21 protein-coding genes and 4 tRNA genes are annotated in these 22,999 nt (G+C 69.5%); 15 read left to right on the top strand and 10 right to left on the bottom strand.

Going from position 1 to position 22,999, the window contains the following annotated elements:
* Positions 1 to 61: 61 nt before the first annotated feature.
* The 3 genes from DFR74_RS25705 to DFR74_RS25695 form a co-directional block, all read right to left on the bottom strand.
* Positions 62 to 1,027: an acyl-ACP desaturase gene (locus tag DFR74_RS25705; RefSeq protein ID WP_067513074.1), complete on the bottom strand. Its 966-nt coding sequence runs from the start codon at positions 1,025 to 1,027 to the stop codon at positions 62 to 64.
* Between the two features lie 292 nt (positions 1,028 to 1,319).
* Positions 1,320 to 1,916 (bottom strand): DUF937 domain-containing protein, encoded by a 597-nt coding sequence (locus tag DFR74_RS25700; protein WP_067513076.1) that lies wholly within the window; start codon positions 1,914 to 1,916, stop codon positions 1,320 to 1,322.
* A 199-nt stretch (positions 1,917 to 2,115) separates the two neighbouring features.
* Positions 2,116 to 2,445 carry a hypothetical protein gene (locus DFR74_RS25695; protein ID WP_067513001.1) on the bottom strand — a complete coding sequence of 110 codons (330 nt, stop codon included), beginning with the start codon at positions 2,443 to 2,445 and terminating at the stop codon, positions 2,116 to 2,118.
* Between the two features lie 180 nt (positions 2,446 to 2,625).
* On the opposite strand from DFR74_RS25695, the gene DFR74_RS25690 reads away from it, so the two are divergent.
* From DFR74_RS25690 to DFR74_RS25660, 7 genes are all read left to right on the top strand, one after another.
* A tRNA-Lys gene (locus DFR74_RS25690) sits at positions 2,626 to 2,698 on the top strand.
* Between the two features lie 424 nt (positions 2,699 to 3,122).
* Positions 3,123 to 3,518 carry a hypothetical protein gene (locus tag DFR74_RS35590; protein ID WP_147265925.1) on the top strand — a complete coding sequence of 132 codons (396 nt, stop codon included), beginning with the start codon at positions 3,123 to 3,125 and terminating at the stop codon, positions 3,516 to 3,518.
* Between the two features lie 116 nt (positions 3,519 to 3,634).
* Positions 3,635 to 4,300, top strand: a complete 666-nt coding sequence (locus tag DFR74_RS25680; protein ID WP_067513005.1) for a TetR family transcriptional regulator — start codon at positions 3,635 to 3,637, stop codon at positions 4,298 to 4,300.
* 94 nt (positions 4,301 to 4,394) lie between these two features.
* Positions 4,395 to 4,467: transfer RNA gene (locus DFR74_RS25675), tRNA-Glu, on the top strand.
* A gap of 29 nt (positions 4,468 to 4,496) precedes the next feature.
* Positions 4,497 to 4,570 (top strand) — tRNA-Asp (locus DFR74_RS25670).
* 58 nt (positions 4,571 to 4,628) lie between these two features.
* Positions 4,629 to 4,702 (top strand) — tRNA-Phe (locus DFR74_RS25665).
* Positions 4,703 to 5,149: 447 nt separating this feature from the next.
* Positions 5,150 to 5,872, top strand: a complete 723-nt coding sequence (locus tag DFR74_RS25660) for a polyprenol monophosphomannose synthase (protein WP_228790244.1) — start codon at positions 5,150 to 5,152, stop codon at positions 5,870 to 5,872.
* Between the two features lie 61 nt (positions 5,873 to 5,933).
* Here the strand turns inward: DFR74_RS25660 and DFR74_RS25655 are convergent, their stop codons facing one another.
* The 3 genes from DFR74_RS25655 to DFR74_RS25645 all read right to left on the bottom strand — a co-directional run bounded on the left by DFR74_RS25655 (position 5,934) and on the right by DFR74_RS25645 (position 10,408).
* Positions 5,934 to 6,386, bottom strand: coding sequence for a DUF6069 family protein (locus DFR74_RS25655; protein WP_067513008.1), 453 nt, complete (start codon positions 6,384 to 6,386; stop codon positions 5,934 to 5,936).
* A gap of 99 nt (positions 6,387 to 6,485) precedes the next feature.
* Positions 6,486 to 7,955: an HAD-IB family hydrolase gene (locus tag DFR74_RS25650; RefSeq protein WP_084538061.1), complete on the bottom strand. Its 1,470-nt coding sequence runs from the start codon at positions 7,953 to 7,955 to the stop codon at positions 6,486 to 6,488.
* Entirely contained in the window at positions 7,955 to 10,408 is a 2,454-nt protein-coding gene (locus tag DFR74_RS25645; protein WP_084538062.1) for a glycerol-3-phosphate 1-O-acyltransferase, read from the bottom strand. The genes DFR74_RS25650 and DFR74_RS25645 overlap by 1 nt, the downstream gene beginning before the upstream one ends.
* Before the next feature lie 212 nt (positions 10,409 to 10,620).
* On the opposite strand from DFR74_RS25645, the gene DFR74_RS25640 reads away from it, so the two are divergent.
* Positions 10,621 to 11,934 (top strand): salicylate synthase, encoded by a 1,314-nt coding sequence (locus DFR74_RS25640; RefSeq protein ID WP_067513010.1) that lies wholly within the window; start codon positions 10,621 to 10,623, stop codon positions 11,932 to 11,934.
* Positions 11,935 to 12,037: 103 nt separating this feature from the next.
* Here DFR74_RS25640 and DFR74_RS25635 read toward each other — a convergent pair whose 3' ends face one another.
* Positions 12,038 to 13,648 (bottom strand): (2,3-dihydroxybenzoyl)adenylate synthase, encoded by a 1,611-nt coding sequence (locus DFR74_RS25635; protein WP_084538068.1) that lies wholly within the window; start codon positions 13,646 to 13,648, stop codon positions 12,038 to 12,040.
* A gap of 144 nt (positions 13,649 to 13,792) precedes the next feature.
* On the opposite strand from DFR74_RS25635, the gene DFR74_RS25630 reads away from it, so the two are divergent.
* From DFR74_RS25630 to DFR74_RS25620, 3 genes are all read left to right on the top strand, one after another.
* Complete coding sequence (locus DFR74_RS25630; protein WP_067513014.1) at positions 13,793 to 14,668, top strand: oxidoreductase; 876 nt, start codon at positions 13,793 to 13,795, stop codon at positions 14,666 to 14,668.
* An 83-nt stretch (positions 14,669 to 14,751) separates the two neighbouring features.
* The gene (locus DFR74_RS25625) at positions 14,752 to 15,225 is read left to right on the top strand and encodes a carboxymuconolactone decarboxylase family protein (protein ID WP_067513016.1); all 474 of its coding nucleotides are present in this window, start codon (positions 14,752 to 14,754) and stop codon (positions 15,223 to 15,225) included.
* A gap of 240 nt (positions 15,226 to 15,465) precedes the next feature.
* Entirely contained in the window at positions 15,466 to 16,557 is a 1,092-nt protein-coding gene (locus tag DFR74_RS25620; protein ID WP_067513018.1) for a 3-deoxy-7-phosphoheptulonate synthase, read from the top strand.
* 295 nt (positions 16,558 to 16,852) lie between these two features.
* On the opposite strand, the gene DFR74_RS25615 is transcribed toward DFR74_RS25620, so the two are convergent.
* The gene (locus DFR74_RS25615) at positions 16,853 to 17,386 is read right to left on the bottom strand and encodes a class I SAM-dependent methyltransferase (RefSeq protein WP_084538063.1); all 534 of its coding nucleotides are present in this window, start codon (positions 17,384 to 17,386) and stop codon (positions 16,853 to 16,855) included.
* A 93-nt stretch (positions 17,387 to 17,479) separates the two neighbouring features.
* On the opposite strand from DFR74_RS25615, the gene sigJ reads away from it, so the two are divergent.
* The gene (sigJ, locus tag DFR74_RS25610; RefSeq protein WP_067513019.1) at positions 17,480 to 18,394 is read left to right on the top strand and encodes an RNA polymerase sigma factor SigJ; all 915 of its coding nucleotides are present in this window, start codon (positions 17,480 to 17,482) and stop codon (positions 18,392 to 18,394) included.
* A 45-nt stretch (positions 18,395 to 18,439) separates the two neighbouring features.
* On the opposite strand, the gene DFR74_RS25605 is transcribed toward sigJ, so the two are convergent.
* Complete coding sequence (locus DFR74_RS25605; protein WP_067513021.1) at positions 18,440 to 18,658, bottom strand: hypothetical protein; 219 nt, start codon at positions 18,656 to 18,658, stop codon at positions 18,440 to 18,442.
* 179 nt (positions 18,659 to 18,837) lie between these two features.
* Between DFR74_RS25605 and DFR74_RS25600 the strand changes: the two genes are divergently transcribed.
* A complete protein-coding gene (locus DFR74_RS25600) occupies positions 18,838 to 20,016 on the top strand; it encodes a pyridoxal phosphate-dependent aminotransferase (RefSeq protein WP_067513023.1) in 1,179 nt (392 codons plus the stop codon).
* A 9-nt stretch (positions 20,017 to 20,025) separates the two neighbouring features.
* Here DFR74_RS25600 and DFR74_RS25595 read toward each other — a convergent pair whose 3' ends face one another.
* Complete coding sequence (locus DFR74_RS25595; RefSeq protein WP_067513025.1) at positions 20,026 to 21,768, bottom strand: ABC transporter ATP-binding protein; 1,743 nt, start codon at positions 21,766 to 21,768, stop codon at positions 20,026 to 20,028.
* Positions 21,769 to 21,843: 75 nt separating this feature from the next.
* Between DFR74_RS25595 and DFR74_RS25590 the strand changes: the two genes are divergently transcribed.
* Together DFR74_RS25590 and DFR74_RS25585 are read left to right on the top strand one after the other, a co-directional pair.
* On the top strand, positions 21,844 to 22,401 hold the full coding sequence (locus tag DFR74_RS25590) for a TetR/AcrR family transcriptional regulator (protein ID WP_228790246.1): 558 nt from the start codon (positions 21,844 to 21,846) through the stop codon (positions 22,399 to 22,401).
* A gap of 43 nt (positions 22,402 to 22,444) precedes the next feature.
* Complete coding sequence (locus DFR74_RS25585) at positions 22,445 to 22,999, top strand: dihydrofolate reductase family protein (protein WP_067513029.1); 555 nt, start codon at positions 22,445 to 22,447, stop codon at positions 22,997 to 22,999.

Raw genomic sequence — 22,999 nt, 5'->3', positions numbered from 1 at the left:
GACGAGAGCGCGCCGCCCCGGGATTCGTTCCCGGGGCGGCGCGCTCTCGTCGTTTCGCGGATCAGCCCGCGGCGGCGCCAGCCAGTTCGGCCTTCTTCGCCTCGCGCGCGAGCATGCGGTCGCGCTGCTCTTCGAACTTCACGACGTCCTTGGACAGCTTCTCCAGGAAGTTGCCCAGGCGCTCGCGGACTTCCTCGCCGCGCGCGCTGAAATCGTCGCGCTCGAAGATGCGCCACTTCTTCAGCACCGGGTTGACGACCTCCTCCAGGTGCTGGCGCAGGTCGTAGATGCCGTGCTTGGCCATCAGCACGCCGTTGCGGCGGAAGTTGGGCATGCCGGCGCCCGGCATCTGGAAGTTCTCCAGGATCAGGGTGATGGCGTCGAGCGCCTGGTCGGGCACGAGGTCCAGCGCCGCGCCGCACATGTTCCGGTAGAAGATCATGTGCAGGTTCTCGTCGGCGGCCACGCGCTGGAGCATGCGGTCGGCGATCGGGTCGTCACAGACCTTGCCGGTGTTGCGGTGGCTGACGCGGGTGGCCAGCTCCTGGAAGGTGACGTAGGCGACCGAGTGCAGGAAGCCCGCGTCGGCTTCGGTGGGGGAGGCGAAGCCGTTGGTCATGTGGATCATGCGCGCCTCTTCGAGGGCGACGGGGTCCACGCCGCGGGTGACCACCAGGTAGTCGCGCATCACGATGCCGTGCCGGTTCTCCTCGGCGGTCCAGCGGCCGACCCAGGTGCCCCAGGCGCCGTCTTGGGAGAAGTTCTCGGCGATCTCGCGGTGGTAGGAGGGGAGATTGTCCTCGGTGAGCAGGTTGGTGATCATGGCCGCCTTGGCGACCTCGCTCAGGCGGGACTGTTCGGGGTCCCAGTCGATGCCGCCGAGCGCCGCGAAGTTGCGGCCCTCGTCCCACGGGACGTAGTCGTGCGGATGCCATTCCTTCGCCAGGGAGAGGTGCCGGTTGACGTTCTCTTCGGCAACCGGCTCCAACTCCGTCAGAAGCTCGAGTTGAGTCAGATCCCTTGCCATGTAATAGCCCTTCATTGAGTGCGTGCACGCTTTTGCAGGTCGGCTCCCCCGGGGTTTGACCGTGCTGATGCAGCCATACCTTACGGGACCGTAGGTGTGATGCGAAACGCATCCGGCTTACTTCAGGTGCTCTGTGTGACACTTCATACGTCTGCGCTGACGAAGGTGTGCCTGTCCTGAGTGTAGGCCCGGCACGGTCCGGTGTCCGATGTACGGAGAGGGGCCGGCCCGCAGCGAAGGGTCTATCGCTGCGGGCCGGGGGGTGTTAGCCGGGCACCGACACCCGGGGGCGTCAGCGCTTGCCGCCGAGCAGTCCGCCGAGCACGCTGCCGATCGCGCCGCCCGCGTTCTTGGCGAGGGCCTCGCCGATCGCGCCGCCGATGCCGCCGCTGTTGCCGCTGCCGCCGAGCAGTCCGCCGAGGATGTCGCCGATCCCACCGCCACCGGAGGACGGCGCGGGCGCCTGCGGGGCCGCCGCACCGCCGCCGCCCATCTGTTTGGCCAGGTAGGCGAGCACGATGGGCGCGAGGATGGGCAGCAGTTTGGCCACCAGGTCGTTGCCGCCGGTGCCTTCGGTGGCGCCGAGGGCGCTGATCACGGTGTTCTTCTCCGCGCCGAAGACGTTGTCCACGATCTTGGCGCCGTCGGCGACGTCGACCTGCTCGATGTCGACCGCGCCCGCGCCGGACACCAGCTCGCCGTCGTGCTTGCCGAGCGCGCCGACCAGCGAGGCGGCGCCCTCGGGCTGGGTGGCGTTGGCCTGCAACCCGCCGAGCAGGGTCGGCAGCGCGGCCTGCACCGCGGAGCTCGCGGTGGCCTCGTCGACGCCCAGCTTCTGGGCGATCTGTCCGATGGGAACGTTGGAGAGCAGTTCGTCGAAGGAAGTCATCAGCTCCACCTGTGTCGAATGGATGCCCCGGGTGTGCCCGTGACGCGCTCACAGTAGGGGAAACCCCGCGTGGCGTGTGGGGTTTCCCCTTTGCTGTGAGCACGCGTCGCGCCGCGAATCAGGCGGTGTCCGATGGGCCTGAACCCGGTCGGGCCCCGCGTGGTCACGCTGGGGCTGCCGCCTCCGGGCCCGACCTGGATCAGGCGGGCAGGCAGGCCCCGTCGAGCGCCCGGCCCTCGCGGGTGGTGAGGCCGTCGAGGATGGTGCAGGCCGTGCCGTTGGCGATCGGCACGAACACCGAGGCCAGGCGCGTGTCGTCGACGCACTGCACCGACGCCGGGCGGAACCCGGTGACGGCGAGGCTCGTGTCGTACTGGTAGCCCGCGTCCGCGCAGGCCTGCTTCGCCGCCTGCACGTAGGCCTCGTCGACCGGGTTCGCGGCGGCCTGACCGGCGGCCACGAGGGGGAGCACGGCGGCGATGGCGGCTCCGGCGAGGATGGAGATCGTGCGGTGTGCGTTTTTCTTCATGGGCGAGATCCTATGGGTTGAACCGGGATTCGCCGAAGGTTCCGGCCGCGATACTTCGCGGGGAAGCTTTCACCTGCGGCGTCGCGGCGCGCCCGGCTCGCGGCACCGCCGGAGGCCGCGGACGCGAGGTGACAATGCGTTCGTGCCCGTCGCGGACGGTCCGCTATGCTGTCGTGCCGAGCCCCTTTAGCTCAGTTGGTAGAGCTGGTGACTTTTAATCACTAGGTCGTAGGTTCGAGTCCTACAGGGGGCACCGTCGATTGGGGCGAGCCGTGCGCGCTCGCCGTTCGTCTGGGGAGTTCCCCGGGCCGCTGTCCCGCCGATTCCGGTGTCCCGTCTGGTAGATATGGAGCATCGTGCGTTTCGCGCACCGGTTCCTCTGGGGAACGGGTGCGGGCGATCCCGGCGGCGCCGCCCGCCGATCCGGTGTGCGAGGCAAGGGGATTCGGGTGCCGGATGCGCGGGCCGGTGGTAACGGCGAGGGGCCCGGACACGATGGTGCCGGTAATTGTCACCTGTACGGCTTTGTTCAATCCGGTATAACCTGGATATCATCGAATCATGTTGTCTACCACTGGCTTTGGATCGTCAGGGGTCACCTTCGCGTGGGGCGGCGCCCCGCGCCCCGGGTGGTCACCGGCGTGGTGTCCGCACGCCGGTGCGCGGTGGTGGCCGTCGTGAACGCCGCTGCGACGCTGGCGAATTCGCGCGGCCCGCAGCCCGGGCACTCCGATTGCGCGATGTTTGCTGTCACGGATATCGGCGCGTTTCGGGCGGTCGGCTGCACGGTTTGCCGCGTGTCGGCGGCGGATTCCGGGTACGGTGACGCCTTGGTGAATTCCGGAAGAATCGCCGTTGCTGCCGGGGGTTCGGAATTGAACCTGTCGTTGTTGGGCCCGAACGTGTCGCGACCGGGATGCCCGATCGTGGCGAACAAGGAGTCTATGCCGCAGGAGGCTGAGCCGAGACGACGTAATGCCCGGATGCGCACCCCCTGCGGCGCACCCGGGCAGGAAAACTATACCAGCCGGTGTGTTTCAGGTTTTCCCTCAGTTTTCGTACCCAAAGTTTGAAATCGGGCGAAAACCCGGTTTGAAGTATTGATCAATCGCATGACTTCGCGCCAAAGGTTCGTTTCCTTCCGGGGGAGCGCCGATTGGTGGCGAGTGGCTTCGGAGGCGTTTCGAGCATGGCACGGCAACAAGAGCGGGCCCGCCGGACACGTGCGGCGATAATCAGGTCCGCCGCCGTAGAGTTCGGCAAGAGCGGTTATGCCGCGGCATCGCTCAACCGCATTCTGGAAGGATCGCGCGCCACCAAGGGCGCCATGTACTTCCACTTCGACTCCAAGGAGGACCTGGCGCGCGCCGTGCTCGACACGGCCGTCGAGCGCTATCGCTCGTCGGCGGAACGCTGGCTCGCGCGAACGGATCTGGGTCCCCTCGACATCCTGCACGGCATCGTCGACGAGATGGCGCTGCGGCTCGAACACGACATCATCGTGCAAGCCGAGTACCGGCTCATCATCGAACCCGACTTCTACCGTGACGTCCCCGCCGGCGGCGGGCGCATCCTCGGCCGCGCCACCCGCGTGCTCGCCGTGCGCGCCATCGAACACGGGCAGCTGCGCGCCGACGCCGACCCCGACCGGTTCACCCGCACGCTCGCCGCCGCCCTGGCCGGCCAGCGCTACATGATGGATCTGCTCGGCGGCGCCTCCGATCTGCGCTCTCGCTTCACCGAAGTGCTCGAGGTCATCGTCGACTCCATGGCGACCCCCGAGTGGGGCGAGAAATTCCGCCTGCACGGGTGGCGCGCGTCGGCCCGCCTCGAAGAGCTCGGACTGGGCCTGTGACCAGGCGATTTGGAAAGCTCGCCGACCCTGTCATAAGCTATGCGAGCTCCCAACGGACAGCCGTTGAAAGCCGGTCCGGGGAAACCCGGGACGAGCCCCCTTCGTCTAGCGGCCTAGGACGCCGCCCTTTCAAGGCGGTAGCGCGGGTTCGAATCCCGTAGGGGGTACGGTCTTCGGATCGTTGGAAGCACAGCAAGGCCCTGTGGCGCAGTTGGTTAGCGCGCCGCCCTGTCACGGCGGAGGTCGCGGGTTCGAGTCCCGTCAGGGTCGCAAGTAAGCGCCGGAGAAATCCGGCGCTTCGCGTATGGCATTCCGAACGGGTGCCTGCGGCCAGGTAGCTCAGTTGGTACGAGCGTCCGCCTGAAAAGCGGAAGGTCGCCGGTTCGATCCCGGCCCTGGCCACGTTCCATTCGCCGCGAGGCCCATGCCCATTCAGGGCATGGGCCTTCGCTCATTTCAAGTGTCTTGTGGGGGTGCGACCCCCACACCCCGCCCCGCGGGCTTCGCCCCCGGACCCCCTCCGTGGGTGGTTGCGTTGGGTGGGGATGTTGCGGGCCTGAGGTGGACTGCTCGGAGAGCTGCCATGACCTCTTCGTGGGGGCGCGCGATGCTGAGCAATGCGCCGAAGGCGTTGGCTCCCCTGTGGGGGCAACGGGTTTCGGGTTTCGGGGGTGGCGGCTGATTCGGTGCGGGGGATCGTGGCGTTCGGCGGGGGTGCGTTACGCTGGTCGGTCGCCGTATCCGCTCAGGAGTCCGTCAGGTGGATCGAGTACGGTGACTGGAAATCGACGAACGCTCGGCGCCCGCTGTGGGCTGCGGGCTCGACCAGGTGAGCAGGGAGGGCGACCCTTGAGGGTTACCGTTGTTGTGCCGACCTACAACGAGCGGGAGAATCTGCCGGTGGCGGTGGAGCGGCTGACCGCGCTGCCGGTGTCGGATCTGCACATCCTGGTGGTCGACGACAATTCGCCGGACGGCACCGGCGAGGTCGCCGACAAGCTGGCCGCCGAACTGCCCAACGTCGTCGGCGTGCTGCACCGCACCGAGAAGGACGGTCTGGGCCGCGCCTACGTGGCGGGCATCAGCCGCGCGCTCGACGAGGGTGCCGACGTGGTGATCCAGATGGACGCCGATCTCTCCCACCCCGCCGAGGTCATCCCGGCCATGCTGGACAAGCTGGACGAAGGCGACGCGGGCGTCGTCCTCGGGTCCCGCTACGTACCCGGCGGCTCCACCGCCGAGGAATGGAAGTGGTACCGCAAGGCGCTCTCGGCCTGGGCCAACTTCTACGTCAACCTCATCCTGCGCCTCGGCGTGAAGGACGCCACCGCCGGATTCAAGGCGTGGCGGGCCGACACCCTGCGCGCCATCGACGTGGCGGGCATCCGCAGCAACGGCTACTCCTTCCAGGTCGAGATGAACTACCGGACCGTGAAGAAGGGCTTCCGCATCGCGGAGGTGCCGATCCGGTTCGAGGAGCGCACCAAGGGCGCGTCCAAGATGAGCCTCAAGGTGCAGCTGGAGTCGGCGCTCATGCCGTGGAAGCTGCTGTTCGGCCGCTCGGTTCAGTAGCCCGGACGACAAACGGCCCCGCATCCATCGGATGCGGGGCCGTGTCGCATTCGCCGGGCATTCAGCGCTCCAGCAGCTTGCGGCGCATCCCCTCGGTGGCGATCACCAGGGCCGGCACCAGCACCACGTGCATGACCGACAGCGCCACCATGGACGGGGTGTCGAAGTCGGTGGTGACGGTCAGGCCGATGGTCGCCAGCGACAGCGCCGAACCGATCACGGCGGCCAGGCGCAGCGCGCCGACCCACTTGTAGGCCAGCAGGGCCGCGGCGGTCAGCCCGATCGCCATCGGCACGGCCGACAGGACGATCACGCCGCCGGGGGCGACGTCGATGGTGGTGTCACCGTCGACGGTGGTGAACGACCCACCCGCGGCTTCGCCGATCAACCAGATGACCAGGTTGACCAGCACAGCGCCCACGACCGCGCCGACGACGGCGACCTTGCGGCTCAGGGCGGGGATGCGGTCGGTGAAGGAACCGGTGGAGGCCGGGTTCGCGGTGGTGGTTGTCATGGTGTCCTCCCGATGGGATCGACGTGCTCGGTGTGGATCCCATCGTGAGACCTCAACGAATATTCAGGTCAAGGCACGAGATATCCGATGTGACTCACATCACTGGATGCTCGAATCCGGCCACTCCACCAGCGTTTCCAGGAAAAGCCGCCTGACCTGCTCCACCCGGTCGTCCAGATCGGCCGGATTCCACCCGCTCACGTCGATCGGGGCCAGCACCGCCACATCCACCGTGCCGCGCCGCGCCACCATCGAATTGCGCCAGGAGATCTCCCCCGCGTTGCGGATCACCACCGGGATCACCGGAACGCCCGCCTGCATCGCGATATGAAATGCGCCTTTCTTGAACGCCCCCACTTCCGGTGTGTAGGAGCGGGTGCCTTCGGGCGAGATCGCGATGGAAAGGCCGCCGCGCAGAGTCTCCACCACCGGCGCCAGCGCCGCTTTGGCGCGCGAGGTATCGGACCGATCGATGAATGTCACCCCGACGAAGCGCATGAGCGGGCCGAAAATCGGATTGCGGGTGAGTTCCTTTTTCCCGATGCCGGTGACGCCGCCGCCGAGCACTTTGGGCACGATGATCACGTCGAATTGACTCTGGTGGTTGAACAGGAACACCGCTGGTCGCGGTGCCCGCGCGTGCTCCGCTCCCGTGATCCGCAATCGCACGCCCAGCACCCGTAATGTCGCGCCGGTGCCGTAGGCCATCAGGGCATCGGCCATCTTGCGGCGCTGCCGCGTGTAGGACTTGGCGACCACGCCGAACAGGGCGCCACCGAGCAGCGCGGCCAAGCCCGCGACCGTGCGCACGTAGTCGAGTACCCGCGGCGCGTGACGCGGGCGGAAAGACAGTGCGGTCCAGGCGTTCTCGTCGGCGGCGGCGCCGAGCCCGCGCTCGGGGTTCACTGTGACCGGGTGGCCCACCAGCGTGAGCAGCGGGAGGTCGGCCAGGTCGGAGCCATAGGCCCAGCTGGCGCTGAGGTCCACGTCGGCAGAGTCGGCGAAGGCGCGCACGGCGTCGGCCTTCCCGTTGCGCCACAGGGTCTTTCCCTCGGGATATCCGGTGAGCACGCCGTCCTCGGTGGACATGGTGGTGCACAGCACCCGGTCGACGCCGAGTTCGGCGGCGACCGGCTCGGCCTGGAACCGGGTGAGCGCGCTGGTCAGCACCACGGTGTGCCCGGCCGCCTCGTGCGTACGGATCAGTTGCCACGCTTCGGGATACAAGTGCCCGTAGACGGTGCGGCGGAACAGCCGGGTGCCGAGTTCGTCGGCCTCGTCCTCGGGCAGTCCCGCCAGTGTGTGCGAGAGCTGTTGCAGGAAGCGGCTGTACTCGCCGTCGGTCAGCCCGTCGCGCAGTCCGGCCAGCAGCGTCGACTCCACACCGTTGCCACCGCGCAGCCGCCGGTACCAGGGGCGCCGGAAGCCGTCCAGCACGGCGTCGAGGTCGAAGAACGCCGCGATCCCGGGGCCGTGCGGTCCGGAGCGGATGGCGGCCAGCGTGGCCGCCAGATCGGCCGGTGCGGCGCGTTCCGGTTCGGCGGGTTCGGGGGCGGCGGCGTGGCTCATCACGCCTCCCGGCCCGGGATGTTGGACGGGTCGAGCGCGGCGGCCTGCGTGATGCGCGCGCCGATCGAACGCAGCCTGGCCGCGAATTCCCTCCGGCGCTCGGTGAGTTCGGACCGGTCCTTGGCCGACTCGCTCGACACCGGCGCCAGCAGCCCGTAGTTGTCGGCGAGTTTGAGTGCGCTGCCGAACAATTCGGTCGACACCGACTCCGGGCTGTGCAGCCGCTGTTGCAGCAACATCTGCTTGCCCACCGAAACACATTCGGCCAGGAACTCTTTGCGGTCGATCTCCTCGGCCGCGTCACGCGCCGCGAGCCGCTCGGCCACCACCAGTTGCGCGTCGACGAACGAGCGCAGCACACGGTGGGCCATCATGAAGCCCGAGGCGGTGAGCTTGCCGAGCACATCGGCGCCGAGGGTGTTCTTGCGGGTGCGGGTGTTCCACTCCGGATCGATGAGCAGCACTTCCCTGGTGATCTGCGCGGTGAACTCGGCCCGGTCGGGGAAGAAGAACTCGAACTTGAGCAGGTCGCGCAGCCGGAACGCCTCGTCCCAGCCGAACTGGAGCTGATCGGGTTCGCCGGCGTCCACCGCGGCCAGGATGGACAGTTCCAGGATGGCGCGGTTGACGAACCAGTGGACCGCGCTGTTGCGGTAGAACGCGGCCTCGAGGTGCGCGCCGCTCTCGATGGAGTACACCGGCTCGAGCCCGCCCCGGTACACGGTCACCACCTTGGCCACCGAGAGCTGTTCCAGCACCACGGCCAGGTTCTGTTCGTCGCGCAGGGCGTCGATCTCGCCGCTGGGCAGTCCGCGTTCGGCGATGTAGCCGAGCACCGGCGCGAGCAGGGCCCGCACCTCGCCGAGGGTGAGCGCGCGCTCGTGCACACCGAGCAGCGCCAGCGTGACGAGCGCGTTGACCGTGATCGGGGTGACCGCGTTGATGCCCACGGCGACCTCGAAGGCCAACCGCTGCACGGCTTTGCGCTCGAGCTCGGCGATCTCGGCGTCCTCCTCGGCGACCGAGTCGCGCCCGGAGTCGATGCTGTGCAACGGAATCGACACCCGGGGTGCGGCGAGCGGATCACCGTGCGCGGCGAGCCGGTCGCGCGCCGAGAGCGGCTCGCCGAAGCGCACGTAGACGTGACCGGCCGAATGTTGCTGATTGCGAATGTATCTGGCCAGCCAGGTCAGGCCCTCGGGCTTCTTGGTGCCGCCGACCTGTTCGGTGGCGATCGCGCCGAGTTCGTTGAGCCGTTCGTAGGTGATGGAGACGGGCACCAGCATCACGTCGTCGACGCGGTCGGCGCGCACCGCCGAGGCCAGGTAGTTGAGCAGGCCGTAGCGGGGCGGGCGCAGCTTGCCCGTGCGGGTGCGGCCGCCCTCGAAGTACCACTCCAGATTGAATCGTTTGGCCAGCAGGTAGGCGAAGTACTCCTCGACCACCGCCTTGTACACCTCGTCGTCGCCGAAGCTGCGGCGGATGAAGACGGTGCCGGTGCGCCGGGCGATCGGGCCCATCGGCCAGAACCGCAGGTTCGCGCCGCCGATCACGTGGTTGGGCGGGAAGTCGTTGCGCGCCAGCACGTCTCCGAGCACGAACGCGTCGACGTAGGAGCGGTGCGAGGGCAGGAAGACCAGCGGGTAGCGACGGTTGAGGGCGCGCAGCGCGACCAGGCCGGACTCGTCGGTGTCCACCTTCCACGTCGAGGCGTGCACCGGCCGCATGGCCTGGGTGAACAGGTCCGACACCAGCCTGCTCTGCGCGGCGACGAGTTCGCCGAGGCATTTCTCCGCGCGGCGGTAGACCTCCTGCGGGTCCTCGCCGATGCTGTCGGCGATGTACTCGAGGCGGCGCAGGAAATCGGGCGAGTCGAGAATCTCCTCGGTGACCAGCCGCGGCACCTTGTACCGGTCACCGATGACGGTGCGCTCGGCGCGTTCCAGCGCCACCACCGCGGCGCGCACCACCGCGCGGGCCAGCGGTTCGGTGGTGCCCGCGGCGTGCAGGGCCGCGGCCTCCGGGTTATTGGCCCGCAGTTCGCTGAGCAGGGCGGGTTGACCGATGATCACCGCGTGCCGGTCGGGATGGCGGCGCACCAGCCGCCGCTGCGCCAGCCGGTGCGGTTTGCGGGGGTTGGTGAGCATGGCCAGATCGGCGAACGTCAATCGTCGCACGCCATCTCGTTCCGGCGGCAGCCAGAGCACCCGCACGGGCACCACCAGCGGATCGTCGCGGCGGCCCGCCAGCCGTTCGGCGACGGCGCGCGGGTCCAGGTCCAGCTGGGTGACGGGCGCGCCCACGCCCGTCTCGCGGGCGATCCCGCCCGCGCCGAGCCAGGACCCGATGAGATCGCGCTCGACCCCGGAGGCGGCGTCGACCAGCGCAACCACCGAGCGCGGTTCGGTGGCGGACCTCGTCGTCGTCGACGGGTCGCCGCGGTGTTCGATCATCGATGCTCTTCCCTCCGCAGTGACGCTCCTCCCATTCAAGCCTGCCGCGGGCCGGTGCGCAGGCACTCCGCGCGGCGAGTTGGAATCGGGGCGTGACGGGGGCGGGAAGGGCGGGCAAGATGGTTCGCCTGTGGCAGCGCGCACAGCGTGGCAACAGTCAGGTAATGCTAACCTTACCTCTCGAAGTGGGTTCAGCATTACTTGGAGGATCGTTGTCGACCACGGGCGAACGCGTGCGCGTTGAGTATGTGACCGATCCGGCGGCAGCGATGTCCCGGCTGGCGGCAGCGGACAGGTTCGGCGAGTACGTCATGTACGAGCGCCCGGGGGAGTGGATCTTCGCGGCCGATCCGATCGGCGGAATCGAGTTGACGGCGCGCGAACTGCGCGTCACCTGGGACGGGGAGACCACGGTGCGCCCGTGGTCCGGTTCGCCCGCGCAGGCGCTGGATCAGGCGCTGGGCCTGCTCCAGACCGAGGGCCGCCGGGCCTACGGGTGGATCGGGTTCGAATTCTGCGCGTGGTCGCTGGACGCCACCGCGTATCTGGATGAGCGGACCGTCGTGGCGCGGCTGATGATCCCGCGCGTGGAGGTCCGGGTGGACGAGTCCGGCATTCGCGTCGCGGGCGCTTCGCCTACCGAGACCGGCGACATCCACGATCTGATCGCCTCGTCGCAGGACGCCGAACTGCCGAGCGCGCAACCCGCCGACATCCGCGTGGACGCCACCGGCTATCACGGCCGGGTCGCCGCGGCGATCGAGGAGATCCGGGCGGGCCGCTATCAGAAGGTCATCCTGTCCAGGAAGGTCGAGCTGCCGTTCACTGTCGACGTGCCGGCCACCTACCGCCTCGGCCGGGCCCACAACACCCCGGCGCGTTCGTTCCTGCTGCGCCTCGGCGGGCTCGAGGCGGCGGGTTTCAGTCCCGAGCTGGTGGCCTCCGTGGACGACGATCGCGTGGTCACCACCGAGCCGCTGGCCGGCACCCGCGCCTTCGGCCGCGGACTGGAGGCCGATATGGCCGCCCGCGCCGATCTGCTCAGCGATCCGAAGGAGATCGTGGAACACGCGCTCTCCGTGCAGACATCGTTCGGCGAGATCAGCGCCGTGGCCGATCCGGGCACGCCGGTGGTGTCGGACTTCATGGCGGTGCGCGAGCGCGGCAGCGTGCAGCACCTGGCCTCCACGGTGCGCGGCAGGCTGGCCGCCGACCGCTCCAGCTGGGACGCGCTCGAGGTGCTGTTCCCCTCCGTGACAGCTTCGGGCATCCCCAAGCGCGAAGGCGTGGACTCGGTGTTCCGCAACGACGGCAGCCCACGCGGACTGTATTCCGGTGCGGTGGTGGCGATCTCACCGACGGGTGCGCTGGAGGCCACGCTCGTCTTGCGCGCGGTCTACCAGACCGCCGAGGGTGCGTGGCTGCGCGCGGGCGCGGGGATCGTCGCGCAGTCGACGCCCGAGCGGGAGTTCGAGGAGACCTGCGAAAAGCTCGGCAGCATCGCGCCTTACGTGGTCAAGGCGTAGGGGCGCTGTTCAACGGACAAGGGCCGCACCGGATCTGAACCGCTGCCCGGAACCGAGTTCTCGGTCCGGGCAGCAGGCCGATCGGTGTGCGGTCCTTCGCGTTTCACTCGGCGGCGCGCAGCGCCTTCTTGTCGATCTTGCCGACCGCGGTGATCGGCAGCTTGTCGGCCTGGCGCAGCACGTCGGGCAGCTTGTAGGTGGCCAGGCCGCGCTCGGTGAGGAAGGTCTTGATCTCGGCCAGTGAGGGCATCTCGCCGTCGACGACCAGGACGGCGCAGACCTTTTCGCCGAGCGCGGCGTCGGGCAGGCCGACGGCGGCGGCGTGGCGGACCGCGGGATGGGCGAGCAGGTGCTCCTCGAGTTCGTCGCAGGAGATGTTCTCGCCGCCGCGGTTGATCACGTCCTTGATGCGGCCGGAGACGATCAGATGGCCCGAGGGCAGGCGGCGCACCAGATCGCCGCTGCGGTAGTACCCGTCGGGGGTGAAGGCGCGGGCGTTGTGCTCCGGCGCGCGGTAGTAACCGCGAATCGTGTACGGGCCCTTCGTGATCAGCTCGCCCTCCGCGCCGGGTGCCACGTCATTGCCCTCGCCGTCGACCACGCGCACCTCGTCGGACTCCGAGAGCGGGCGGCCCTGCGTGGTGTGCAGGATTTCGGCGTCGTCGTCGAGGCGGGTGAAGTTGAGCAGGCCCTCGGCCATGCCGAACACCTGCTGCAGGGTGGCGCCCAGGGCGGGGGTGACCTCCTTGGCGTTCACCTCGGCCAGCTTCGCGCCGCCCACCTGGAGCAGGCGCAGCGAGGAGAGATCGGCCTCCTCCCAGTCGGTGGCCGCGCACCACAGCTGCGCCAGCGGCGGCACCACGGCCGTGACGGTGACGCGGTGGCGTTCGATCGTGGCGAAGGCGTTCTCCGGGCTGGGGTCGGCGGCGAACGTCACCGCGCCGCCCACGCTCACCGTGCCCAGGATGCCGGGGCAGGCCAGCGGGAAGTTGTGCGCGGCGGGCAATGTGGCCAGGTAGACGTCGTCGGCGGTGAGCGCGCACACCTCGGCGCTGGCGGTCGCGTTGTAGACGTAGTCGTCGTGGGTGCGCGCGATCAACTTCGGCAGGCCGGTGGTGCCGCCGGAGACCAGCATCAGCGCGATATCGGAGGCGTCGATCTCGGGCAGCGAATCACCCTCGCGCGGCACGGTTTGCAGGTCGGTGAACGGGCCGGGATCGCCCAGCACCAGCACGTGGCGCAGGCTCGGCACGGCCGGTCGCACGGCGGTGGCCAGCTCGCGGTAGTCGAAATCGCCCTGCCGGTCGGCGACGATGTAGGCCACGGCCTCCGACAGCGCCGCCAGATGCTCGATCTCGGCCCTGCGGTGCGCGGGCAGGGTGAGCACCGGGATGATGCCCGCGCGCAACAGGCCGAACAGCACCGTGAGGAATTCGGGCACGTTCGGCAACTGCACCACCACGCGGTCGCCGGGCGCGATGCCGAGGGCCAGCAGGCCGTGCGCCATCCGATCGGCCTCGGCGTCCACCTGGGTGTAAGTGCGGGCGCCCTCGCCGGTGAGCAGCGCGGTGCGCTCCGGCGTGCGCCGCGCCGTCTCGCGCAGCAGATCACCCAGCGGACGCCCGGTCCAGTAGCCCGCGGCGCGATAGCTCGCGGCCGCGTCCTCGGGGAAGGGCACGAAGCCTTCACGATGATTGCTGGCAGTGCTCACGATATGCCTCACAGGTACTGACGGCGGGGGGCTAGTTAGGTAACCCTATCTCAGGATGTGAGGATATCTCCGGGCGGACTCGTTCCACCGGGCTTCGGCGCATCCGCAGCGAGCGACGGGAGGGGTGGGGCGCGCTAGACTCGCGGCATGACGCGCTGGGACGCCGCTGACATTCCCGATCAAGCCGGTCGGACGTTCGTCGTGACGGGGGCCAACAGTGGGCTCGGGGCGGTTACCGCTCGGGCGTTGGGGGCGGCGGGGGCGCGGGTGGTGCTGGCCTGCCGCAATGTGGAGAAGGGGCGGCGGGTGGCGGACGAGATCGGGGAGCGGGCGCTGGTGCGGGAGCTGGATCTCGCCGACCTGTCCTCGGTGCGCGAATTCGCCGAGCACACAGAGCCTTTCGATGTGCTGATCAATAACGCGGGCGTGATGGCGGTGCCGGAGGGGCGCACCGCCGACGGTTTCGAGAAGCAGGTGGGCACCAACCACCTCGGCCACTTCGCGCTCACCGGCCTGCTCCTGGACCGCGTCGCCGACCGGGTGGTGACGGTGTCCAGCGGCGCGCACGCCATCGGCCGCATCGACCTCGACGACCTGAACTGGGAGCGCCGCAGGTACCAGCGCTGGGGCGCGTACGGCCAGGCCAAGCTGGCGAACCTGATGTTCGCCTACGAGCTTCAGCGCAAGCTCACCGCGGCCGGTTCGCCGGTGGTGTCGGTGGCCGCGCATCCCGGCTACGCGGCGACCGAATTGCAGTCGCACACCGAGTCTTTCCTCGATCCGATCATGTCGCTCGGCAACCGGCTGTTCGCGCAGAGCCCCGAGATGGGCGCGCTCCCACAGCTTTTCGCCGCCACTGCCGAGGTCGAGCCCGGCGCGTTCTACGGCCCCACCGGGCTGGCGGGCATGCGCGGCTACCCGGGCCGCTCCGGTTCCACCAAGCAGTCGCGCGACGAGGCGGTCGCGCGCGGGCTGTGGGAGCTGTCGGAGAAGCTCACCGGGGTCACGTACTCGTTCCGCTGAGCGCTGTCACACTTCCGGGCCCACGCGTCGTCTTCCCGGTAGCGGCCGCCCCCGAGCGGCCGACCGGAACGAAGGAGTACGCCATGGAACCCCGATTCGACCTCTTCGGCAACCAAATCGCGATGAAGGTCATCCAGCGCCTCGGCAATACGGGCGGAGTGCTGCGCCAGACCGAGCTGTCGCACGCCACGCAGGAACTGGTGAAGCTGCGCGCCAGCCAGATCAACGGTTGCGGCATGTGCACCGACATGCACGCCAAGGACGCGCTCGCCGCGGGCGAGGATCAGGTGCGGCTGAACCTGGTCGCGGCCTGGCGCGAGGCGACGGTGTTCACTGAGGCCGAGCGCGCGGCACTGGCGCTCACCGAGGAGGGCACCCGCCTGGCCGACGCGCACGTCGGCGTCTCCGAGCGCACCTGGGAGCTGGTCACCAAGCACTACGACGACGACCAGATCGCCGCGCTGATCTCGCTCATCGCGATCATCAACGCCTACAACCGGTTGAACGTGATCGCGGGCACACCGGCGGGCAGCTACACCCCTGGCCAGTTCGACTGACGGTGTGAGCTGCGTCGCGAAGCGGGGTGTGGAGTTGGCGTGCGCGCCACTTCGGCGTACTCGGCTGGTACAGTCGCCGTCGTGCAGCACGCATATTTTTGGTTTAGCAAGCCGGCCCTGGGTGGGTCGGTCTGCGGCAACCACATGCGCTGACTTCCTTCCACCCCGAGCCGGATACGGACCGGCTCGTCGGGTGTTCGAAATCCGTGGGTCGGCCTGAACGAAAAGGAACCCACCGAAATGACAACCGCAGCCGACGTCGACGCGCGGCATTCCGACCTCGACGACCAGCGCACCCTGTCCGTGAGCCCGCTGCGCTCACCGGCCGAGGTGCGCCTGGTGCACCCGATCACCGACCCGCTCGCCGACACCGTGCGCGCCGGCCGCAAGGCGACCGTCGACGTACTCAACGGTGACGACGACCGCCTCATGGTGATCGTCGGCCCGTGCTCCGTGCACGACCCCGCGGCCGCGCTGGACTACGCGCGCCGCCTCGCCGCCAAGGCCGCCGAGGTGAACGACCGGCTGCACGTGGTGATGCGCGTCTACTTCGAGAAGCCGCGCACCAGCCTGGGCTGGAAGGGCCTGATCAACGACCCGCACCTGGACGGCTCGTTCGACGTGAACACCGGCCTCGGCATCGGCCGCAAGGTCCTGGTCGACATCACCGCCCTCGGTCTGCCGGTGGCGTGCGAATTCCTCGACCCGATCACCCCGCAGTACATCGCCGACCTCGTCTCCTACGGCGCGATCGGCGCGCGCACCGCGGCCAGCCAGGTGCACCGTCAGCTCAGCAGCGCGCTGTCCATGCCGGTCGGCATCAAGAACGGCACCGACGGCGACGTGCAGGTCGCGGTCGACGGCGTGCGCGCCGCCGCCGCCAGCCACGTGTTCCCCGGCACCGATCTGGACGGGCGCGCCGCCCTCATCCGCACCAGCGGCAACCCCGACTGCCACGTCATCCTGCGCGGCGGCACCAACGGCACCAACTACGACGCGGCCTCGGTCGCCGAGGCGTGCCTGCGCCTGGAGAAGGCCGCGCTGCCGCAGCGCGTGGTCGTCGACGCCAGCCACGGCAACAGCAACAAGGACCACAACCGCCAGGTCGACGTCGTCACCGATATCGCCGAGCGCCTCGCCGCCGGTGAGAACGGCGTGGTCGGCGTGATGCTGGAGAGCTTCCTCGTCGCGGGCCGCCAGGACCTGACGCTGGGGCGTTCGGAGGATCTGGCCTACGGGCAGTCGATCACCGACGCGTGCCTGGACTGGGAGACCACGGCCGCGCAGCTGGATCGCCTCGCGGACGCTGTCGGTCGGCGCCGAAACATCTGAGCTGTGTTTTTTGGCGCGCCGGGGCGCGCGGGTTCGCGGCCCTTGATGTCTCGCAACTCAGCGCTCGAGACTTGCGCTGCGCGCGTGCGCTTCGAGCGCTGAGTTGCGAGACGGCCGCGAACGGTCGGTCGTCGGGCTCCCTCCCCGAGATGGCTGGGAGGGTGGGGATGTTGCGTTGTCTGCTGAGGGTCGGGCGAGCGGGGCGCCGCGCCGGGTGGTGCTGAGTGGGTGAGGCCAGGGTGGGCGAGCCTGCTGTGTCGAGCCGTTGCGCGCGGAGGTTGGGGCGCAGGCGGCTTCACGCTCGCGTGGCCGAGACGCACAGCAGGTCGCCCGATTGGCGGAGGCGGGGCAGGAAGCCGGCGGTGGTGAGGTGGGCTTCGAGTTTGCCCGGTGGGGGTTTGGGGGAGGTGGCGGGGTCGGTGGGGTCGCCGTAGCCGTAGCAGAGGTGGAGGGTGCCCGCGGGGGTGAGCAGGGCGGCGAGGGTGGCCAGTTCGGTGACGGGGCGCTTGGTCCAGAAGACGTTGACGTTGACGGCGAGGATCTTGTCGAAGCGGTCGATGCCGAACTCGGCGCGCAGGCGGGCGGGCAGCGACGAGTCGAGGTCGGCGTGCAGCAGGCCGATGCGTCCGGCCTCGAGCTGCGGCGCGAGGCGGGCGGCGGCGCGGGTGACGGCGGTGGCGGAGCGATCGACGCCGATCACCTTGCCCTCGGGCACCCGCTCGGCGAGCAGTCCCGGCGACGGGCTGGAACCGGGACCGATCTCGAGCACCTGGTCGGACGGGCGCAGGTCCATGGTGTCGGCGAACCAGCCGAACCGCGCGTCACCCACGGGTGCACCCCGCGGCGGGGTTCCGGATCTCCATGCCCCATCGTGGCACGGGCGGCGTCCGGGCCGTGATCGAACGACCGTAGAATCTGCCCGATGGTTGCCGCTCTCCTCGCAGACCTGTTCGAATCGCATCGGGCGCCCCTGCTTTCCGTCGCCTACCGGCTCACCGGAGGCGTCGTCGACGCCGAGGACGCGGTGGGGGAGACCTGGTTGCGGCTCACCGGCACCCACCAGTCCGAGATCGACGAGCTGCGGCCCTGGCTCATCGCCATGGTGGGCCGAATCTGCTTGGACCACATGCGCGGTGCGCCCGCGCGCCGGGAAACCTATGTGGGGCAGTGGCTGCCGGAACCGGTCGTCACCAAACCGGCCGCGTCCGGCGTGTCTGATCCGCTGGAAACCGTTGTGCGACAACCGGAATGCCGCATGGCGATGATGGTGGCGCTGGACGCGCTCACGCCGGAACGGCGGCTGGCGCTCGTGCTGCACGAGGCCGGGCTGTCGTTCGAGGAAATCGCCGACATTCTGGAAGTGCCCGTGGCCCAGGCGCGAAGCGCGGCGGAACAGGGGCGCGAGACCGTGCGGGACGTGCCCGCTCCGGTCTCCGACACCGAGCACGACGCGGCGGTGCGGAAGTTGCTGGCGGCGCTGGAATCCGGCGACGAGGCGGCGGTGGTCGCGGCGCTGCACCCCGACGCCGTACTGATGGGCGACGCGAACGGCACCACGCCCACGGTCACCGTGGTCGGCGGGGCGGAGCGGATCGCCCGCGAAATGCTGGCGCTGGTGCGCCGATACGGAATCGGCGCGTCCTGCGACGCCGCCACCCGCTACGAACTCGCCACGGTGAACGGGCGCACGGGTGTGGTGATGAATCTGGATTCCGCTACCGACGAACAGGATTGGCATCCGGCGCGGGTGGTCGGCTTCACCGTGCGCGACGGAGTGATCTGGGGCGCTTACGATCACGCGAACCCGGCCAAACTGACCGGCGTGCGCCTGGGCTGAGCCGCCGTGGCCGGGCCCTCATCGCCCGGCCCCGGCGGCCGAGGGTCACGGCGTGGTCGACCCGGTGAACCAGTCGCCCGTCGAGGAACCGGTGCCACCGTTGCCGGTGGTGGAGCCGGTGAACCAGTCACCGGTGGAGGATCCGGTGAACCAGTCGCCGGTGCCCGCGATCAGATCGTGCGCGACGTTGCGCACCAGACCGAGCACCGTTCCGGCGACCTCCGACGCGGCCGGATTCAGTACGAGGTCGAGATACGAGGCCATGAGCGCCCCTTTCCGAATGCCACCGCCCGGGGGCGGTGGTTTGTGAGATGGAACACGGCGAGGCTAGCGGCCGGTGGGAGAACGCACAACCATGCAGGTAAAAGGCACAAAAGAAAAGTGAAACATAGCTGTTCGCTATCTATCGGCAACAATGGCGACCGCTCCGCTACTCTCCGTGTATGTCCGTTCCACCCCAGACCGTCGCCCGCCTGCGCCCCTTCGCCTCGACGATCTTCGCCGAGATGACCGAACTGGCCGTCCGCCACGACGCGGTCAACCTGGGCCAGGGCTTCCCCGATACCGACGGCCCGGCGGGCATGCTCGAGATCGCGCGCCAGGCGATCGCCGACGGCGTCAACCAGTACCCGCCCGGCCGCGGTATGCCCGTGCTGCGCCGCGCCATCGCCGACGATCGCGCCCGCCGCTACGGCACCGCCTACGACCCCGACGCCGAAGTGCTGGTCACCGTCGGCGCCACCGAGGCCATCAGCGCCGCGCTGCTCGGCCTGGTCGAGCCCGGCGCGGAGGTGGTGCTCATCGAGCCCTATTACGACTCCTACGCCGCGGCCGTGGCGCTGGCGGGCGCGACGCGGCGCACCGCGCGACTGGTGGCCGAGGGCGACCGCTTCGTGCTCGATCTCGACAGCCTGCGCGCCGCCGTCACGCCGCGCACCCGGATGCTGGTGGTCAACTCGCCGCACAACCCCACCGGCACGGTCCTGGACCGCGCCGATCTCACCGCCATCGCCGAGATCGCTTGTGAGCACGACCTTCTCGTGCTCACCGACGAGGTGTACGAGCATCTGGTGTACGACGGACGCGAACATGTCAGCCTGGCGACGCTGCCCGGGATGGCCGAGCGCACCGTGGTGGTGTCCAGCGCCGCCAAGACCTTCAGCGTGACCGGCTGGAAGATCGGCTGGGCGTGCGGCCCCGCGCCGCTCGTCGACGGTGTGCTCGCCGCCAAGCAGTTCATGTCCTTCGTGGGCGGCGGCCCGTTCCAGCCCGCCGTCGCGCACGCGCTGAACAACGAACTCGGCTGGGTGGCCGGCCTGCGGGATACCTTGTCGGACCGCCGGGTTCGCCTCGCGTCGGCGCTGGCCGACACCGGCTTCGGCGTGAAGGAAAGCGGCGGAGGGTATTTCGTGTGCGCCGACATCACGCCGATGGGCGCCACCGACGGTCTCGAGTTCTGCCGCGCGCTCCCCGGGACCCTCGGCGTGGCCGCGGTCCCGGTGAGCGTCTTCGCCGACGACAAGCCGTCGTGGAATCGCCTGGTGCGCTTCACCTTCTGCAAGCGCGACGAGACACTGGACGAGGGCGTGCGCAGGTTGCGCGCCGGCGTGCGGGTGGGCTGAGCCCGATCGTCAGCCCACCGGGTCGGCCAGCCGCAGCGATTCCACCAGCCCCGCGTACAGCTCATCCGTGGCCAGCAAGGTCCCGTGGTCGCCGCGGGCCCGCACCCGGCCGCCCTCCATGACCAGGATCGTGTCGGCGTCGACCACGGTGGAGAGCCGGTGCGCGATCGTCACGACCGCGCCGCGCTCGGCCATCTCCCGGATGCACTCGTGCACGGTGGCCTCGGTGAGCCCGTCCAGCTGGGCGGTCGCCTCGTCCAGCAGCAGCACCTCGGGCTCGCGCAGCAGGGCGCGGGCCAGCGCGATCCGCTGGCGTTCGCCGCCCGACACGGTGGTCGGGGAGAGCGGCTCGTCGAGGGAACCGACGCGGTCGGACAGGTGGACGGTGTCGAGCACCCGCCGGACCTCGGCCTCGGTGGCGTCGGGGCGGGCGTAGCGGATGTTGTCGCCGATGGTGCCGGGCACCACCGGGGTGTCCTGTTCGACATAGGCCAGGCGCTCCCGGATCTCGCGGTGCGTGTACTCCCGGTAGGGGCGGCCGTCGAGCAGTAGTTCGCCATCCTGCGGTTCCAGGAAGCGCAGGATCAGCGAGAGCACCGTCGTCTTGCCCGCCCCCGACGGGCCGACGATCGCGGTGTGGCCGTGGCGCGGGATGACCAGATCGAGATCGCGCACGGCCGGCGGCAGATCCGGACCGTAGCCCGCGGTGACGTCGCGCAATTCCAGCACCGGCCCGCCGTTGGGTCCGGCCGGTCCGCGCGGCGCTGTCGCCGTGCGGGGCTCGACCGGCATCGACTCGACCTCGCGGATGCGTTCGGCCGCCGCGATCCCGGCCTGGAGGGCGGTCACGTTCTGGGTGAGTTCGCTGATCGGGCCCATCAACCCGAACGCGTACAGCAGGAACGCGATGAGCGTGGACACGACCATCGCGTCCTGCGACACCCGCCAGGCGCCGACCGCGAGGATCGCGATGATCGCCAGCTGCACGCCGGTCCATGCGATCGACCAGGCCATCGCCTCGCGCCGCACGGCGATCACGCTGTGGCGGGCCGATTCCCGCGCGTCGACCATGATCTGCTCGGCCTGCCGGTCCTCCGCCCCGCTCACCTTCACCGTGCGCAACGCGCGCAGCGCGCCCTCCAGCGTGCCGCCGACGCGCCCCACGAACTCCTGGGCGCGGGTCTGGGCCTTCGCGATCGAGGGCATGAGCGTGGAGAACAGGATCGCGACGATCACCACGGCCAGCACCGTGGTGCCGAACAGCATGAGGTCCAGCACCGCCATCAAGGTCAGCGAGCCGATCAGCATCACCGAACCGTTGATCAGGCCGATCACCGAGGACGTCGCGGCCTCGCGCAGCAGCACGGTGTCGGAGGTGACGCGGGTGACCATCTCGCCGGCGGGGCGGCGGGTCGCGGCGGGCACGGTGGCGGTGAGGAAGCGGCGCACCATGCGCTCACGCGCGCCGAGCACGACCCGTTCACCGAGGGTGCCCAGCAGCGTCCACTGCCAGTAGCTGAACACGATGCCGACGACCGTCAGCGCGAGCAAGGCCAGCACCGGCCCGCCCAGTCCGCCGCCCTCGCTCAGCGAATCCAGGATCCACTTGGTGACCAGCGGCGTCGCCAGTCCCATCGCCGATCCGGCGAGCGCGAGGACCAGGCCGAGCGCGAGCGTGCCCGGGTAGGGCCGCGCGAACGACCAGAGCAGCCGCAGCCTGGGGAACTTCGCGTTCGGTTCGGGAACGTTCATGTCCGCAAGTGGAACATATTTGTTCCGTTATGGTCAATTCCTTTCCTTATGGGTATAGGAGTTACCATGCGACCTATGACGGTCAGCACTCCCGCGCGGGAACGCACCCGGCGCGCGATCATGGACGCCGCCGTGCGGGTGCTGGCGCGCGACCCGTCCGGCTCGCTGGGGGACGTGGCGACCGAGGCGGGCGTCGGGCGCACCACTGTGCACCGCTACTTCCCGGAGCGCACGGACTTGATCAACGCCATCGCCGTCGACACCCGCGACAAGCTCACGGCGGCGCAGCAGCGGGCCCGGCTCGACGAGGGCTCCGCGCTGGACGCGCTGGAGCGGCTGTGCGTGGAACTGTTCGATCTGGCGGCGCAACAGATGCTGCTCACGCTCGACGATCCGGTGTTCGCGGAGGCGTCCTGGGAGGACGGCCCGTGCGAGGGGCAGATTCGCCGGACCATCGAAAGGGGTAGGGACGCGGGCGAATTGGACGCCGAACTCGACCCGCGCTGGGTGGAGAACATGATCTGGTCGTTCGCCTACGTGGCCTGGATGTCGGTCAACGACGACACCGGGATGTCGCGGCACCTGACGCTGCGCAACTGCCTGCGCACGCTGCGCAAAGCACTCGCGCCATAAAACCTGACCGGCGTTGTCAGGTTTGGCTGTGACGATCGGTGCCATGACGACTAGTTACTACACCGCGACCAGCCTCGACGGATACCTCGCCGACACGGACAACTCGCTGGACTGGTTGTTCGCCGTGGCCGATGAGGAGGAGGCGACCAGCGACGTGGACGACTTCTACGCCGGGATCGGAGCCCTGTGCATGGGCGCGACGACCTACGAGTGGATCGCGGCCAACAATCCGGCCGGGTACTGGGCCGAGAACTACGGTGACCGCCCATGCTGGGTGTTCACCCACCGGAACCTGCCCGAAATCCCCGGCGCCACCCTGCGTTTCGTGTCGGGTGCGGTGGAGCCGGTGCACCAGGAGATGGTCGAGGCGGCCGGGGAGCGCGATATCTGGGTGATGGGCGGCGGTGATCTGGCGGGCCAGTTCGCCGATGCGGGACTGCTCGACGAGGTGATCGTGGGGATCACGCCGGTGACGCTGGGCGGCGGCGCGCCGCTGTTGCCGCGGCGCATCCTGTCGGATCGGATGCGGCTGGTGTCGGTGGAGCGGATGGGGCAGTTCGCGAAGCTCGGCTACCGATTGGACGGCGCCGCAACCTGA

The organism is Nocardia puris (assembly GCF_003315035.1).
Taxonomy (GTDB): domain Bacteria; phylum Actinomycetota; class Actinomycetes; order Mycobacteriales; family Mycobacteriaceae; genus Nocardia; species Nocardia puris.
Note: the sequence above shows the minus strand (reverse complement) of the source record. Positions and strands in the feature narration are given on the sequence as shown.

Bases quoted from the DNA above. Each gene is read 5' to 3' on its own strand.
- DFR74_RS25605 (WP_067513021.1), bottom strand. From the start codon at position 18,658: ATGGCCTCGTATCTCGACCTCGTACTGAATCCGGCCGCGTCGGAGGTC.
- DFR74_RS25625 (WP_067513016.1), top strand. From the start codon at position 14,752: ATGGAACCCCGATTCGACCTCTTCGGCAACCAAATCGCGATGAAGGTC.
- DFR74_RS25695 (WP_067513001.1), bottom strand. From the start codon at position 2,445: ATGAAGAAAAACGCACACCGCACGATCTCCATCCTCGCCGGAGCCGCC.
- DFR74_RS25700 (WP_067513076.1), bottom strand. From the start codon at position 1,916: ATGACTTCCTTCGACGAACTGCTCTCCAACGTTCCCATCGGACAGATC.
- DFR74_RS25595 (WP_067513025.1), bottom strand. From the start codon at position 21,768: ATGAACGTTCCCGAACCGAACGCGAAGTTCCCCAGGCTGCGGCTGCTC.
- DFR74_RS25645 (WP_084538062.1), bottom strand. From the start codon at position 10,408: ATGATCGAACACCGCGGCGACCCGTCGACGACGACGAGGTCCGCCACC.
- sigJ (WP_067513019.1), top strand. From the start codon at position 17,480: ATGGTTGCCGCTCTCCTCGCAGACCTGTTCGAATCGCATCGGGCGCCC.
- DFR74_RS25600 (WP_067513023.1), top strand. From the start codon at position 18,838: ATGTCCGTTCCACCCCAGACCGTCGCCCGCCTGCGCCCCTTCGCCTCG.
- DFR74_RS25655 (WP_067513008.1), bottom strand. From the start codon at position 6,386: ATGACAACCACCACCGCGAACCCGGCCTCCACCGGTTCCTTCACCGAC.
- DFR74_RS25590 (WP_228790246.1), top strand. From the start codon at position 21,844: ATGACGGTCAGCACTCCCGCGCGGGAACGCACCCGGCGCGCGATCATG.
- DFR74_RS25705 (WP_067513074.1), bottom strand. From the start codon at position 1,027: ATGGCAAGGGATCTGACTCAACTCGAGCTTCTGACGGAGTTGGAGCCG.
- DFR74_RS25630 (WP_067513014.1), top strand. From the start codon at position 13,793: ATGACGCGCTGGGACGCCGCTGACATTCCCGATCAAGCCGGTCGGACG.
- DFR74_RS25650 (WP_084538061.1), bottom strand. From the start codon at position 7,955: ATGAGCCACGCCGCCGCCCCCGAACCCGCCGAACCGGAACGCGCCGCA.
- DFR74_RS25620 (WP_067513018.1), top strand. From the start codon at position 15,466: ATGACAACCGCAGCCGACGTCGACGCGCGGCATTCCGACCTCGACGAC.
- DFR74_RS25585 (WP_067513029.1), top strand. From the start codon at position 22,445: ATGACGACTAGTTACTACACCGCGACCAGCCTCGACGGATACCTCGCC.
- DFR74_RS25680 (WP_067513005.1), top strand. From the start codon at position 3,635: ATGGCACGGCAACAAGAGCGGGCCCGCCGGACACGTGCGGCGATAATC.